The following is a 15,321-nucleotide window of genomic DNA, read 5'->3' on the forward strand; positions in this document are numbered from 1 at the left end:
GCAGGCGCTTTGGTCTTATTCTCTTGCGAGAACCAGACCAAAGCGCCTGCTCATTGTGTGTCCGGGGTGCGTTCGGGGCCGGGGCCCTCGGTTCAGGGACGGATGATCGTGATGCCAGGGGTCGAACCGTTGCTCAATTCGACGACCTCGGTGCAGGCCCGTTCCAGATCGATCGTGCGGGTCACCAGGTCCTGGGGCCGCAGCCGGCCGGATTCGACCAGGGCCATGAGCTCGGGGTAGCCCGCAGCGGCGATCCCGTGGGAGCCGAAGAACGCGATCTCCTTGCCGATGACCTGCGGGACCTCGGTCACGGGGGATTCGGCGAGCAGTCCGATCTGCACGTGCCGGCCCAGCGGGGCCAGGGACTTCAGCGCCGCGTTCATCGTGGCCGGCAGGCCCAGCGCCTCGACGGTCACGGCCGGGCCCGAGGTCGTGCCCACCCCGGTCAGCCCGTTCGCCGCCGCCACGTCCCCGGCGGCGGCTACCACGGCCGCCGCGGCCTCGTCGACGGACATGCCGCGGGTGTTGACCACGGCCTCGGCGCCGTGTTCGCGGGCCAGCGCCAGCGCGTCATCGCTGATGTCCACGCCGATCACGTGGGCGTCCAGGGCCGCAGCGATCATCACCGCGGACAGTCCCACGCCGCCGCAGCCGAAGACGGCGACGATCTCGCCGGCGCGCAGCCGGGCGCGGTTCTTCAGTCCGTGGTAGCTGGTGGCGAAGCGGCAGCCCAGGGGCACTGCGGCCTCCGCCGGCAGGGTTTCGGGCACGGCGACGAGGTTCGCGTCGGCCGCGTGCAGGGCCACCTGCTGGGCCCAGGAGCCGAAGTGGGTGAAACCGGGCTGGGTCTGGGTGGGGCAGACCTGGGCGTTGCCGCCCAGGCACAGCTCGCACTGGCCGCAGCCGCAGACGAAGGGCGTGGTGACGCGCTGGCCCACGGACCAGTTCTTCACCTCGGGCCCGACCGCCGCGATCCGGCCGACCATCTCGTGGCCGGGCACGTGCGGGAAGTGCACGGTGTCGTCGTGGCCTGACCAGGCGTGCCAGTCCGAGCGGCACAGTCCGGTCGCCTCGACGTCGAGGATGACGCCGTCGGCGGGGAGGGCGGGGGAGGGGATGTCCTCAACGGTCGGCGTGGCGCCGGCGGAGGTGATGTATACGGCTCGCATGCCTCCGAGTCTATGTGGCGTGACGCGGTCGGGCCCTGCGCGTTTCGCATTCTGTCACGGCAGGGCGTCGGCTCGGTTCACCACCGGGCGCCGGGTGTCGATGAGGCGCGGCGGGCGGCCGCGCCCACGGCCTGCTGGATCGCGTCGAGGGTGGGCGAGGACATGGCCCACTGCTGCCAGTACAGGCGGACGTCGACGGGTTCGGTCCCTGGCACGGGGACCAGTCCTGCGGCCCCGGGGACCAGGGCGCGCAGCTCGCGCGAGACCATGGTCCAACCCAATTGCCTGGCGCATGCCAGCACCATCTGGCGCGATTCCGGCAGGAAGTGGGTCGGCGGATTGGTCCCGGGGCCCACGGTCCGGGTGATTAGATCCACGGGCATCCGGTCGTCATCGTCATAGCGCAGCAGGGGCGCCTGGCCGACTGCGCGCCTGTCCATTCCGGACGGGAAATAGCGTCGGACGAACTGTGGGTGTGCCACCGCCCAATAGCGCCAGGTGCCCAGTTCGGTCACGCTGATACCCGGGGCGGGTTCCGGGCTGGCGCTCACGGCTGCCATTGCGGTGCCGTCGCGCACCAGGGTGGCCGCGCGCGATTCGTCCTCGCGGATGATGCTCAGCAGCAGTTTGTGTTCGCCTGCCACGCCCTCCAGTGCGGTGGTGATCCAGGTGGCCAGGGCGTCGGCGGTGACGACCAGGGTGACGCGGGTGAAGTCGCGCACCCGGGTGCGTCGGTCCAGCGCTTCCTGGGCATCGTGCATCGCGACCTGGTATTGCCTGGCCAGCCGGTAGATGATCCTGCCCACCTGTGTCGGCTCGACCGGTTTGGTGCGCAGCAGGAGGACGGTGCCCGCTTGGGTCTCCAGCGCCTTGAGCCGCTGGGACACGGCGGAGGCGGTGACGCCCAGACGGTGTGCGGCGGCCTCGATCGTGCCCAGGTCGACGATCGTGGCGAAGGTCCGCAGGGCAGCGGTCGACAGGTCGTTGAGAGTGGCCATATGAGATCCCCCACTGATTCTGTGTGCTGACTCCGGTATTGGTTGTGTTATCCCAGGTCAGAAGGCTGTGTGATCCTTGATGATAAGAATATCTTAGGGAGGGAAAGAATTCGTTGCTTTGCTTCATTCGGGTGGCGGCCTAGCGTGGAATCCGTTGGGCCGGGCATCCCCGGTTCCCCTCGTCTTCTCGTTGGGAGGTAGTGGTCATGAGCGTCGCCCTGACCGGATTCTTCGCTGGTATCGCACTGTTCGCCGCCGTCGGCGCGCAGACGATGTTCCTCATCAAGCACGGCGCATCGGGCGCGCACATGCTGCCGCTGCTCATCGTCGGATTCCTCTCCGACATCCTGCTGACGATCGTCGGCGTGGCCGGGATGGGCCGCCTGGTCACGGCCTTCCCCTCCGTGCTCACGGTCATGACGCTGATCGGCGTGGCCTTCCTGGTCTGCTACGGCGGCCTGAATGTCTGGCACTTCTTCCGGCCCCGCTCCGCAGACCCCGCGGCCCACACCGAGCGCGAGGTCGTCTTCGCCGCGGCTGCACCGGCGACCGTGGGCGCCGGTGCGCCGTCCGCCGCCGGGCACCTCGGCGGGCTGCGCGAGGATCGTGCGGCGCACGGTGGTGCGGAAGCCGGAGGTGCCCATACCGGTCGTGCGCACGACGGGCGGGCGAATCCCGCACAGACCGGCCGCCATGCGATGCTCACCGCGATTGTGACCCTGCTGGCCTTCACCTGGCTCAACCCGCAGGCGATCCTCGATGTGGTCGTCATTCTGGGCTCGATGTCGGCGAACTACGGCGAGCAGCGGTGGATTTTCGCCCTCGGGGTGCTGGGGGCCTCGGCCGCCTGGTTCACCGTTCTGGGGTTCGCGGCCAAGCTGCTGGGTCGCCTGTTCGCCCGCAGGCCGGGTGCCCTGCGCTGGATGGACCTGGGATCCGGCGTCATCATGATCTGCCTGGCCGTCGGTCTGCTGCGCCACCTGGCCTGAGCGCCGGCCCGCCGCACGCCTGTGCAGCGTATGTGGGAGGCGCACAACGTATGTGGGATGTGCCGGAGACCGGAGCGACTCCGGCCGTCATAATCGGCAATCCGGTTTGAAGGGCGCCTTCCCGCCGGGGTAATGTGAGGGCCACGACTTCAACGGCAGGAAGAATATGACGACGGCATTCAGGAACTCTCAGGTCTGGGCACTTGCAACCAGGTTTGAAGCCCTCGATTGTCGTGCCCGTGCCGGCGTCGACGGATGTATGTGATCCGTTGACCCCTCGCGGTTGAGCCCCGCCCCACGGCGGCCCTCATCCGCTATCCCCGACGTCGTACACCACAGCAGACCCGCCAGGATTCGCGACAACACCCCGGAGTCCCGGCGGTGCACCTGGAAACCCGCCGCGGCCCTGCTGCCGACCCGACGTCACCACGCTCGCGGACCCTCGCGTCCGAGCAGATCCGAACCCATGTCCTCACCGGATGCCGCCGGCGTCCGGGCCCCCGTGCGCCCATGGCGCCCCGGTGCCCGTGCCCGCACCCCGGAGGACGGGTCCGGCCTGCCGCGACGCCGCGTCCTGAGCCGGACAGCACAGGAGCCCAGGCATGTCCAGCCCCCTGCCCCTTCCATCCCGGTTTCCATCCCGGTCGGAACCCGACAGACGGTCCTCCTCCGAGCGGAGCGGCCCCGCCGGCCGCTCCAGTCCCGCAGCCCGGAGTCTGATCGCTCTGGGGCTCGCGGCGGCCATGGCGCTGAGCGGCTGCGGAGCCGATCCGCAGACGGCCGCGGGCCCCGGCGCTTCCACCCCGGCCCGGGGCGGAACCCTGCGCCTGGCCTACGACAACGACCCCAAGTGCATCGACGGCCAGCAGAACGGCACGAACAACGCCCTGAACATCAGCAGGCAGATGACCGACTCCCTGACCGACCAGGATCCGAAGACCGGCGCGATCAAACCCTGGCTGGCCACCTCCTGGACGGTCGGCGAGGATGCGCGGACCTACACCTTCAAACTCCGCCACGGCGTGAAATTCCACGACGGCACGCCGTTCACCGCGCAGAGCGTCAAACAGAACTTCTCCGGCATCGCCGCACTGGGCGCCAAGGCCCAACTGGCCTCGACGTACCTGGCGGGTTTGAAATCCATCAGCACGCCCGACGCGCACACCGTGCGGATCGCCTTCAAAGAGCCCAATGCGCAGTTCCTCCAGGCGACCTCGACCATGAGCCTGGGCTTCTACGCCCCCGCGACATGGAAACTCACACCCGAACAGCGCTGCACCGGCGGTCTAGTGGGCACCGGCCCGTTCGAACTGGATGGCTACACCCCCGGCTCCGGGGCCCGACTCACGCGCTTCGCCGACTACGCGTGGCCGTCGAGCCTGCCCCGGCACCGCGGTCCCGCATACTTGGCGGCCCTGGACTTCCAGAACGTCGCGGAGGCATCGGTGCGCACCGGCAGCCTGTCGTCCGGCGACATCGACGTGGACCAATCCGTCCAGCCGCAGAACGAGGAACTGCTGCAGGCCTCGAACTTCCAACTGGCAGCGCGGCCCAATCCCGGCGTCGTGTACTCCTTCTATGTCAACACGGCCTCGCCGATCTTCGCCGACGCCCGGGTGAGGCGAGCACTGGGGCAGGGCATCGACCGGCCCGAGCTGCGGGCACTGCTGTCGCGCGAACAGTCCGAGGCGACCTCGGCCCTGGCCGCGTCCACCCCCGGGTACCGGAACCGTGCAGGAACCCTGTCCTACGACCCGGCCGGCGCCAAGCGCCTCCTGGACCAGGCGGGCTGGCACCTGCGGGCGGGCTCCGATATCCGGGTCAAGGACGGCCGGCCCCTGCGGGTGGAACTGCCCTACTGGCAGAATGCGCCCTTCCTCGAACTCATCGCCCAACAACTGCGCGGCATCGGCATCGAACTGGAACTGAAGCGGGTGACGTCGACACAGCAGACTGCGCTCAAACAGGCGGGGGAACTGGATCTGCTGTTCGCCAACCTGACCAGGGCCGATCCGGACATCCTGCGCAGCGTCTACGCCGTGGATGCGCAGAACCAGACCGGTAAGCACCGCGACGGCATCGACGAGCTGTTCGACCGGTCGACCGCCACCGTGGACCCGGCCGAACGCTATGCGCTGCTGGGCCGGGCCGGCGACGAATTGGTCAAGGGCGGCTTCGCAGTGCCGCTGGTCGAGCTGTCGACCGTCATGGCGCTGGCGCCGCAGGTCCGCGGCTTCCACTACGAGGCCTCGAGCAGGTTCCAGCTCTACGACACCTGGCTGGCGGGCCGGGCAGGGGAGGGGGAATGAGAACGATGGCCTATGTGCTCAGACGACTCGGCCACGGCGTGATCGTGCTGTGGGCCGCCTACACCCTGACCTTCCTCATCCTGTCCGCTCTGCCGGGTGATCCGATCCAGATCCTGTTGGGCGCCGCCGGCGCCAGCGCGGCCACGCCGGAGCAGATCGACGCGATCCGCGCCCAGTACGGGCTGGACCGACCCCTGTGGGCACAGTACCTGGAGAGTATGGCCGGTCTGTTCCGCGGTGATCTGGGGCTGTCCTATGCCAGTGGCCAGCCGGTCGCCCAGGCGATCGGACAGGTCCTGCCCTCGACTCTGCAACTGGCGGGTGCCACCCTGGTGCTCGCGGTGACCGGCGGGATCGCCCTGGCCGTGCTGGCGGCAGGCGCCAAGCGGCCCTGGCTGCGCAGCGGACTGGCGGGACTGCCCGGCCTGGGCGTGTCCCTGCCGACGTTCTGGGTGGGCCTCATCCTGCTCCAGCTCGTGTCCTTCCGGCTGGGGTGGATCCCCGCCCTGGGCGCCCACGGACTGGCCGGCGTCATCCTGCCCGCGCTCACCCTGGCGCTGCCCGTGGGCGCGGTGATCGCCCAGGTCCTGCTGCAGGCCCTGGACGCCGCGGCCGCCCAGCAGTTCATCACCACGTACCATGCGGCCGGCCTCCGCCGCTGGACCCTCCTGCTGACTCATGCGCTGCCGGTGGCGGGCCTGTCCCTGCTGTCGGTGGCCGGCCTGGTGACGGGCCAGCTGCTGGGTGGGGCAGTCGTCGTCGAAACGGTCTTCACCCGCAACGGCCTGGGCCGCCTGGTGGAGACCAGCGTGGCGGGCCAGGACATTCCGGTGGTCCAGGGCATCGTGCTGGTGGCCGCGGCGGTGTTCGTCGTGGTCAACCTCGTCACCGACCTGCTCTACCCCGTCTTCGACGCCCGCACCCGTCCCACCCCGGCCGGCCGCCGGACCGCCCGGAGCGGCCTTCGGAACGGCCGGTCGGGCGCACAGACCACGCCGGAGTACCCCGCGGCCCATCCAACACAGGAGGTAACACCGGTATGAGCGTCGAAACGTCCACCGCTCCACACGCGCAGACGGATTCCGCCGGGCCTGCGCAGTCCACAGCGCAGGCGGCCCTCACAGAACGGACCGGCGTCCCGCGCGGTCTGGGCCGGGGCCCACAACACCGGGGCCGGGGCCTGCAACGCCGGGGCCCGCTCCGGGTTGGCCCGCTGCGGCTGGGCGCAGCACTGGTCATCGGCCTGGCGCTCGCCTGGGCCGTGGCGCCCGGCCTGTTCACCGGCTGGGATCCACTGATCGGCACGGTCGCAGACCGCCTGCAGCCGCCGGGCCCCGCCCACTGGTTCGGCACCGACCACCTGGGCCGCGATGTGTTCGCCCGCGTGGTCCACGGCACCGCCCGCACGCTGAGCATCACGTTCATCGCCGTGCTCGCGGGCGGCACCGTGGGAACCGGGCTGGGCCTGATCGCCGGCACAGCAGGGCACACGGCCGACACCGCCATCATGCGGCTGATCGATGTGCTCCAGGCGATCCCCGGCCTCCTGCTGTCGCTGGCCATCGTGACAGCCCTGGGCACCGGGGTCGTGCCGCTGACAGCGGCCGTTGCGGCCGGCACCATCCCGTCCTTCGCCCGGATCACCCGCGGCGAGGTCCTGCGCGTGCGCGGCTCCCAATTCGTCGAGGCCGCCAGGCTGGACGGAACCGGGGCCCTGCGCACCCTCACCACGCACATCCTGCCGCATTCGGTCGGCCCCGTGCTGGCCCTGGCCGCCCTGGAGTTCGGGTCGGCCGTGCTCACGGTCTCGGCGCTGTCCTTCCTGGGATTCGGCGCTGCGCCGCCCCAACCGGAATGGGGCCTGCTGGTCGCCGAGGGACGCGACTACCTGGCCAGCGCCTGGTGGATGACGACGCTGCCCGGCCTGGTCATCGCCATCGTCGTCCTGTCCGTGAACGTCCTGGCCCGCGGGGCCTCCACCCAGAATGGAAGAGCATCATGAACACGCTGTTCGAACTGCGCGACCTCACCGTGACCTATCCCACGGCACAGGCGCCGGCCGTCACCGGAATCGACCTGAGCCTGGCCCCGGGCGAGACCCTGGCCCTGGTCGGCGAATCGGGATCCGGCAAGTCCACCACGGCCAAGGCGCTCGCCGGCCTGCTGCCGGCGGCCGCGGTCAGCGTGCGGACGCACACGATCCTGGGCCACGACCTGCGCGGTGCCGGGGACTCCGGCTGGCGCGGGCTGCGGGGCAGCGCCATGGGCTATGTGCCCCAGGACGCCGGGCTGGGCCTCAACCCGGTGCGCACGATCGGCTCCCAGCTGGGACAGGTGGTGCGGGGCGGAACCGGGCGGTTGGGGCGCAGCAGCACCGTGTCCGAGGCCACCGTCGCCTCCCTCGAATCCGTCGGCCTGACGGCCGGGCACCTCGGCCGCTATCCGCACGAGCTCTCCGGCGGGCAGCGCCAGCGCGTGCTCATCGCCCTGGCGCTGGCCGGCGATCCCAAACTGGTCATCGCCGATGAGCCGACCTCGGCATTGGACGTGACCGTGCAGAAACAGGTCCTCGACCTACTGGCCGGACTCGTCGGGTCGACGGGGGCCGGGCTGGTCCTCATCACCCACGATTTGGGGGTCGCCGCCGACCGCGCGGACCGGATCGCGGTGCTCGAACAGGGCAGGGTCGTCGAGACCGGACCCGCCAGCCGCGTTCTGCAGGACCCGCAAGCCGACTACACTCGCGCCCTGGTCGCCGCCGCGCCCTCGGTCGCACTGCTGCGCGACCCCACGCCGTTGCGGTCCGTGGCGGAGCAGGCGGACTCGGCCGCCGCAGGGGCGGGCGGCGGTCACAGCGCCGGGGCCGAGGATGCGGTGCCGGGCGGGCCAGGTGGGGCGCGCGGCCGCCTCGCCGCCGGGCCGGGCGACTTCGCCGTTCGCGCGAGCGGCCTGGTCAAGGAGTTCGCGGGGCGCGGCCGCAGTCTGCGCGCCGTCGACGGGGTATCGCTCGAACTGCGCCGCGGCCGCACGCTGGGCCTGGTGGGCGAATCCGGTTCTGGCAAGTCCACCACGGCCCGCATCCTGTTGGGCCTGGAGTCCTGGGACGCCGGCCGCGTCGAATTACTCGGCAAAGAACTGGCACCGCCCGGCCGGCGAGCGCGCGGGGCCAGGGGGAGAACCGCACAGGACAGAGCCCGCGCGGCACGGCTGGTCTATCAGGACCCCTCGGCTTCGTTGGACCCGCGGCGGACGATCGCGCAGACCCTCGAGGCGCCACTGCGGGGCTTCGGGATCGGGGACCGGCGCAGCAGGCGCCTGCGCGTGACGGAGTTGTTGGACCGGGTCGGGCTGCCGCAGTCCTTCGGCCACCGCCACCCGGGCGAGGTCTCCGGCGGGCAGCGCCAGCGCGTGGCCATTGCACGGGCCCTGGCCGTCGAGCCGCAACTCCTGGTGCTCGACGAACCGGTGTCGGCCCTCGACGTGTCGGTGCAGGCCCAGATCCTGGACCTGCTGGTCGGGCTGCAGCGGGAGTTCGGACTGAGCTATGTGTTCATCAGCCACGACCTGGCGGTGATCCGGCAGATCAGCGACACGGTGGCGGTGCTGGCCGACGGTCGGCTGGTGGAATCGGGTCCGGCCGCGCACGTGTTCGCCCATCCGGAATCGGACGTGACCCGCCGGCTGCTGGACGCGGTGCCGGGGCGGGGCGCGCACCTGGAAAACGCGGCGTGAGATCCGCGCCGAACCACGATGAGGAAACCACAGTAGTAAGGAGAACGGCATGACAGAGCGAACACGGCGCCAGGTGCACCTGGCCGCGCACTTCCCGGGCGTGAACAATACGACGGTGTGGTCGGACCCCGCTGCGGGGTCCAACATCGAATTCGACAGCTTCGAACATATGGCCCGGACCGCGGAGCGGGGGCTGTTCGACTTCTTCTTCCTGGCCGAGGGCCTGCGCCTGCGTGAACACAAGGGCCGGGTCTTCGACCTGGACACCGTCGGCCGGCCGGAGACGGTGTCGATCCTGGCGGCGCTGGCCCAGGTCACCGAACATCTGGGGCTCGCCGGCACCCTGTCCTCGACGTACAACGAGCCCTACGATCTGGCGCGCAAACTGGGCACGCTGGACCTGGTATCGGGTGGGCGGGCCGCATGGAACGTCGTGACCAGCAACGACGCCTTCACCGGGGCGAACTTCCGCCGCGGCGGCTACCTTGACTACGCGGACCGGTATCGGCGGGCCGAGGACTTCATCTCCACCGCCCGGACCCTGTGGGAATCCCGCGTGCCAGCGATCGGGCCCGGCGATGGATCCTTCTCCCACCGCTCCGAGTTCTTCGACATCGCGGGCACCTTCGGCCTGCCACCTCTGCCGCAGGGCCACCCCGTGGTCTTCCAAGCGGGTGATTCCCCCGCCGGGCGCGACTTCGCCGCCGGTTCCGCCGATGTCGTCTTCACCCGCCACACCGGGATCGAAGCCGGGGCGGCCTTCGTCGCAGACCTCAGGGCGCGCGCCGCAGGCTATGGCCGCGAGCCCGGCTCGCTCAAGATATTCCCCGGTGTCACCTTCGCCATCGGCGACACGGCCGCGGAAGCGGAGGAACGCTCTCGCCACATCCGCTATCAGCAGGTCAGCCCGGCCGGTGCCATCGCCTTCCTCGAACAGCTGTGGGGCCGTGATCTGACGGCCTACGATCCCGACGGGCCGCTGCCCGACGTCGAACCGGACGTCGATCCGGCGGCCATCACACGGGGCCGGGTCCGGCACATCAAGGATCCGCGGCCCACCATCGCGGCCTGGCGGGAACTGGCCGCAGCCCGGCACCTGTCGATCAGGGACCTGGTCGTCGAAGTCTCGGCCAGGCACTCCTTCGTCGGCACCCCGGCCACCATCGCCGAACAGCTCGACGCCTATGTGCAGGCCGGAGCGGCCGACGGTTTCATCCTCGTCCCACATCTCACACCCGGCGGGCTGGACGAGTTCGTCGATCGGGTCGTTCCCGAACTGCAGAACCGCGGCGTCTACCGCGACGCCTATCACGGGACCACCCTCAGGGACAATCTGGGGCTGCCCCGCTTCCGGCCCGAGGCCGAATGGACGGCCGCGCGTTCGACGACCCGGGCCGCCACAACCGAACTCCAGGAGGTCGTATCATGAGCATTCCGCCCACCACATCGCCCAGCGCGCATACCGACCGCCGATCCGGCAGCCGGCCGGACACCGGCGCCGCCGAATCGGCGCAGCGCCCGCGCGCCTCGGTCGCCGGACACGGTCTGCGCATCACCGTCGACCCGTTGCGCGTCGACCTGCACGATCTGCGCCACTGGGTGGAGGGGATCGACGCGGCAGGACCCGGGCTGCTCATCATCGCCGACGATTCGACCGGGGGACTCGACGCGGGCACCCTGGCCGCCTGGCTGGGCCCGGTCACGCGGAATCTGACGATCACCCCCGAGACTCCGGTGACCCATGCCGAGCCCTTCCACCTGGCCGGTGCGACCGCCACGCTGGACTACATCACGCACGGGCGGGCCGCGTGGGCGCCTACCGTGCAGACCACGGATGCGCAGGCGCGGCTGATCGGCCGCCGCCCGGCAGTGGGTCCGGAGGGCGAATCCGCCGCCTGGGCCGAGGCCGCGCAGATCGACGGGCTGCTCGAACGGCTGTGGCTTTCCTGGGACGCGGATGCGGTCATCCGTGAGCAGTCCTCGGGGCGGTTCATCGACGCGGACAGGGTGCGCTACGTCGATTTCAGCGGCACCGATTCGGTGGGAGGGGAGTTCTCGGTCAAGGGGCCGGCTATCGTGCCCCGGCCGCCGCAGGGCGTCCTGCCCACCGTGGTCGTGCTCGACACTCCCGCCGCCGAGGCCTCCGCGCCCGGATTCGCCGACCTCGCCGTGCGCGTGCTGCCGGTGCCCGAGGCCGCGGCGCCGGACGCGCAGCTGGCCGGGGCGCCCGCCGGGGTGACCGCGCAGCGGGTCGTAGCGCTGTGAGGCGTGAACGGTTCGCGGCCCGGGCAGCCGCGGCCAGGGCGAGTGACGGGAGCGGGGACGTACCCGGCGGACCGGCCGAGGCGGCGGAGCCCCGGGTTCCACGGCTGGTGTTCGTCGGCGGCGGGCCCAAGACCACCGGACTGCTACTGGCCCTGGCGGCTGCCGCCCGCCGCGCCGCGCCGGATCCGGGCGGGCCCGCCCCGGCCGGTTTCCGGCCCGGGGCCGGGATCCCACCGCGCTTGGACATCGAGGTCATCGATCCGTATCCGGTGGGCGGCGGCAGAATCTGGCGCTCGAATCAGGACGGAGTGCTGTGGATGAACTCCCTGGCCGCCGATATCACCGTGTTCTCCGACCGGCCCGGCGCAGTGCAGGGGCCGCCCCTGGACCAGTGGATCGTCGAACATCTGGACCCATCCGAACACGTTCCCGGTGATGGTTTCGCGCCCCGCCACGTCCAGGGCGGATACCTGGCCTGGGCCTTCGACCGGGCCCGTGCAGCACTGCCGGCCGGTTGGCGGGTCCGGGTGCACCGGGGGTGGGTCACCGCGGCGGCCGCACTGGACGGCGGATATCTGCTCCGCGTCCACCCGGCGGACGCACGGGCCGACTACGATCTGCGCGCGCAGCTACTGGTCCTGGCCCAGGGGTATATCGAAGTCGACCCCGATGAGCAGGCCGCCGCGCTGCTGGATTTCACGGCCGGCACCGATCTGACCTATATTCCCCCTGGTTACACCGCGGACCTGGATTTGAGCGTGCTGCCGGCCGGCGAGGATGTGATCGTCCGGGGCTTCGGCCTGGCATTCATCGACGCGATGATGATGCTCACCGAGGGCCGCGGGGGCCGCTTCGTCCGCCGGGGCGCAGCTGGGGACGCCGCGGCGGAGGCGGCCGGGGATGCCGCCGGACAGCGCCAGGGCGGGGGTCGGATCGACTACGTTCCCAGCGGCTCGGAGCCAGTGCTGTGGGTCGGTTCCCGGCGCGGCGTGCCACTGCTTCCCAAACTCGGCTATGCGGAGCCGGAACTGTCGATCGGCCCGGCCCGCTACATCACTGCGGACGCCCTGCGTTCCCTGCGCTCGGCGGTTCCGGCGGAGAGCCTGGTCGACGGCGTGCTCGGCCTGTTCGACGCGGAGATGGCGGCGGCCCACTATGTCTGGCTGGCCCGCGATGAGCGGCGCGCAGCGGGTGGGCCCGGGGCGTATCTGGAGCTGATCGACGCCTGGGCCTCCGCGCTGGTGACCGGGTCCGACCCCGCCGGGGTCAAGGCCGCGGTGCGGGCGTTCGCCACAGCCCATGTCCCGGATCCCGCCGACCTCTACGACGTGGCGACCTTGGACCGGCCGTTGCACGGCGCGACCGCACAGGCGCCATCCCGGTCGGCTGAACCCTCCACCGGCGACGGCGCGGCCCGGCCGCAGACGGATCGCCTGGAGGATCTGGAGGCCCGCGTCGCCACTTTGATCAGGGGCCGGCTGGACCGTGCAGCGGACCCCCACTTTGCCCAGGACGCGGCCCTGTTCACCGGACTGGTGAGCGCCTATTTCACCCTGCGCGAGTTCATCGCCCAGGGATTCTTCGACCCGGAGCAGACCGCCCGCATCGACACCGTGCTGCATGGCTTCTTCAGCTATATCGCATCGGGACCGCCGCCGGAGCGACTGGAGAATCTGCTGGCCCTGCACCGGGCGGGCCTCCTGCGATTCCTCGGACCCGATCTGCACGTGGAGGCGGTCGCCGCGCGACCGGGCGCGGACCCAGGAGGTTCCGCCGGCTCGTGCCCGCGGCACTTCGCGGCGAGTAGCCCGGCCCACGACGCGGTTGTGACCGCGCGGCACCTGCTGGACGCGCGGTTGGCCCCGGTCGTGGCGCCTCGGGCCCGTGACGGATTGCTGCGGGGGCTGATCGCGGACGGGGAGCTGTCCTTCGCCGGCGCGGGCAAGTTCGCCACGGACCCGGCGGGGCGCGCGCTGGACGCGGAGGGACGGCCACAGCGGTCCCTGTTCATGGTCGGGCCCGCGGTCTCCGGTTCCACCGCCGAGGCCTTCGCCCGGCCCGGCACCGACGCCCGCGTATTCCGCGCCAACGAGGCACTGGCCGACCACCTGCTGGCCCGGCTGCGGGCGGAGTCCGCGGACCGGTTATCGCGGATTCCACTGCATGAACGGTGAAGTCCGCGATAGCCGGTCCACCGACCGCGGGTCTCAGACTCCGGCGGCGGCCAGACAGTCGAGCAGCCGGCGGCGCATCGCCTGCGCTCGCACGCTCAACTCCCGCTGGCGGCGCATGTACTCGGCCTTGCCCGCAGCTGTTTCGACCGGGACCACGCCGTAGCCCCAGCCGCGCACATCGTAGGGGCTGGCCTCCATGTCCAGGGCGCGGATGTCGATGGCCAGGTCGAAGGCGTCCAGGACAACCTCGCCCGGCACCGTGGGCTCGAGCTTCATCGCCCATTTGTACAGGTCCATCCCCGCGTGCAGACAGCCCGCCTGCTCATTGGCGACCATCGAGGCGCGGGTGGGCTGCAGCGTGTTCAGGGGCCGCGCGGGCTCGGTGAAGAAGCGGAAGGCATCGAAGTGTGAGCACTGGATGCGGTGGTTCTCCACCACCCGATCCGTCTCCTCCTGGCTCAGCCGCAGGGGGACCTGCTCATGGCGGCGCTGATCGGGGCCCAGCCGGTAGACCATCGCCCATTCGTGCATGCCGAAGCACCCGAACGAGGCCTCGCGGTCCAAGGTGGCCTCCAGCAGGGAGCGGATGAAACCGGCGCCCGTGCCGCGGTCGGCATGCCAGGCCGGCAGGTCGAGGGCGGCATACGTCGTCGAGGCCGGTTCGGCCTCGAAGAACCGGTACCAGCGCCGGTCGAAGTAGGCGCGGTCGGCCTCGTCCCGGATCTCCACCGCGACGCCGGCGCCGGGATTCCACCGGGCGATCCGGCCGGGCTTAAAAGGGTAGTAGGTGAACAGAAAATCCTCGACCGGGTGCTTCTGACCGTGCAGCCGGCGCTCATGGTGCGCATCGGTGCGGGCATGGGCCAGGCTCTCATGGGCATCCCGGCGGGCGCGCCAGACCTCGGCCGGCAGATACCGGGTGACGGCCGGCGTGGTCGGCGCAGCTGCGCCGGCACTCGAACCGGGCGCGGAAACATCTGCGGAATTAGCTGCGGGGCTGGTTGAAACGGTGGAGGACACGCCCCGATTATCCCACCCGGTAGCTCAGCTCGGCGAAGCGACCGATCTGTCTGACCCCGGTCAGTTCGAGGTCTTCCCAGCTCAAATCGTGCGGAAACAGCGGTTTGCCACTGGTCAGGGTGGCCGGTGCGAAAGTCACGATGATGCGGTTGAGCAGGCCGGCCGCGGCGAACTGCCCGGCCAGAGCGCCGCCGCCCATCACCCAGACGTCCTTGTCGCCAGCGGACCGGGCGATCAGGTCGAACCATTCGGCCACATCTCCGGAGACGAATCGGATGCCCGAGCCGGGGATCGCCGGCAGGCTGCGGGTGGTGAAGACGAAGGCGGGGCGCTCGCCGTAGATCTCGGCCCACTTCGCAGGGTGGGCCAGCAGATCCTCCTGGCGCAGCATCCATTCATAGGTGGCGGAACCCATGACCAGGGCCCCGACGCTTGCGAAGAACGCGTCCATATCGCCCTGCACATCGTCCTGCGGAACGCGCAGCAGCCAGTCCAGGGAATCATCGTCCGAGGCCAGGAATCCGTTGAGGGTCGCAGCCGTGTAGAACACGCAATCAGTCATCGGTCCGTTCTCCCATTCTTCGGTGCGGTCATTATGGCATGGCCGCCGGCGACCGGACGGGCCCGCCCGACGAGTTGGCCGACCATCCGACTACCCGGCCGAC

Annotated in this window: 12 protein-coding genes; 8 read left to right on the forward strand and 4 right to left on the reverse strand. The window is 70.7% G+C overall.

Features of this window, described 5'->3' with window-relative positions; all coding sequences use genetic code 11:
* Positions 1–92 precede the first annotated feature (92 nt).
* Together NQ034_RS04810 and NQ034_RS04815 are read right to left on the reverse strand one after the other, a co-directional pair.
* A complete protein-coding gene (locus tag NQ034_RS04810) occupies positions 93–1,169 on the reverse strand; it encodes an alcohol dehydrogenase catalytic domain-containing protein (protein WP_257047337.1) in 1,077 nt (358 codons plus the stop codon).
* Positions 1,170–1,246: 77 nt separating this feature from the next.
* Positions 1,247–2,167: an ArgP/LysG family DNA-binding transcriptional regulator gene (locus NQ034_RS04815; protein ID WP_257047339.1), complete on the reverse strand. Its 921-nt coding sequence runs from the start codon at positions 2,165–2,167 to the stop codon at positions 1,247–1,249.
* Between the two features lie 206 nt (positions 2,168–2,373).
* Between NQ034_RS04815 and NQ034_RS04820 the strand changes: the two genes are divergently transcribed.
* The 8 genes from NQ034_RS04820 to NQ034_RS04855 all read left to right on the forward strand — a co-directional run bounded on the left by NQ034_RS04820 (position 2,374) and on the right by NQ034_RS04855 (position 13,636).
* Positions 2,374–3,156: a LysE/ArgO family amino acid transporter gene (locus NQ034_RS04820; protein ID WP_257047341.1), complete on the forward strand. Its 783-nt coding sequence runs from the start codon at positions 2,374–2,376 to the stop codon at positions 3,154–3,156.
* Positions 3,157–3,899: 743 nt separating this feature from the next.
* Positions 3,900–5,465, forward strand: a complete 1,566-nt coding sequence (locus tag NQ034_RS04825) for an ABC transporter substrate-binding protein (RefSeq protein ID WP_257047342.1) — start codon at positions 3,900–3,902, stop codon at positions 5,463–5,465.
* A complete protein-coding gene (locus NQ034_RS04830) occupies positions 5,462–6,508 on the forward strand; it encodes an ABC transporter permease (RefSeq protein ID WP_257047343.1) in 1,047 nt (348 codons plus the stop codon). The genes NQ034_RS04825 and NQ034_RS04830 overlap by 4 nt, the downstream gene beginning before the upstream one ends.
* Entirely contained in the window at positions 6,505–7,467 is a 963-nt protein-coding gene (locus tag NQ034_RS04835) for an ABC transporter permease (protein WP_257047344.1), read from the forward strand. Before NQ034_RS04830 ends, NQ034_RS04835 begins: the two co-directional genes overlap by 4 nt.
* Entirely contained in the window at positions 7,464–9,197 is a 1,734-nt protein-coding gene (locus NQ034_RS04840; RefSeq protein ID WP_257047346.1) for a dipeptide ABC transporter ATP-binding protein, read from the forward strand. Before NQ034_RS04835 ends, NQ034_RS04840 begins: the two co-directional genes overlap by 4 nt.
* Before the next feature lie 49 nt (positions 9,198–9,246).
* Positions 9,247–10,626 (forward strand): LLM class flavin-dependent oxidoreductase, encoded by a 1,380-nt coding sequence (locus NQ034_RS04845; protein ID WP_257047348.1) that lies wholly within the window; start codon positions 9,247–9,249, stop codon positions 10,624–10,626.
* Positions 10,623–11,462: an LLM class oxidoreductase gene (locus NQ034_RS04850; protein WP_257047349.1), complete on the forward strand. Its 840-nt coding sequence runs from the start codon at positions 10,623–10,625 to the stop codon at positions 11,460–11,462. Before NQ034_RS04845 ends, NQ034_RS04850 begins: the two co-directional genes overlap by 4 nt.
* The gene (locus tag NQ034_RS04855; protein WP_257047350.1) at positions 11,459–13,636 is read left to right on the forward strand and encodes an FAD/NAD(P)-binding protein; all 2,178 of its coding nucleotides are present in this window, start codon (positions 11,459–11,461) and stop codon (positions 13,634–13,636) included. Before NQ034_RS04850 ends, NQ034_RS04855 begins: the two co-directional genes overlap by 4 nt.
* 33 nt (positions 13,637–13,669) lie before the next feature.
* Here the strand turns inward: NQ034_RS04855 and NQ034_RS04860 are convergent, their stop codons facing one another.
* Positions 13,670–14,548: a 3-methyladenine DNA glycosylase gene (locus tag NQ034_RS04860; protein ID WP_257047562.1), complete on the reverse strand. Its 879-nt coding sequence runs from the start codon at positions 14,546–14,548 to the stop codon at positions 13,670–13,672.
* A 115-nt stretch (positions 14,549–14,663) separates the two neighbouring features.
* Positions 14,664–15,218, reverse strand: a complete 555-nt coding sequence (locus tag NQ034_RS04865; RefSeq protein ID WP_257047351.1) for a dihydrofolate reductase family protein — start codon at positions 15,216–15,218, stop codon at positions 14,664–14,666.
* Positions 15,219–15,321: the final 103 nt, after the last annotated feature.

Origin of the sequence: Brevibacterium moorei, assembly GCF_024580735.1 — a bacterium.
GTDB classification, from domain to species: domain Bacteria; phylum Actinomycetota; class Actinomycetes; order Actinomycetales; family Brevibacteriaceae; genus Brevibacterium; species Brevibacterium moorei.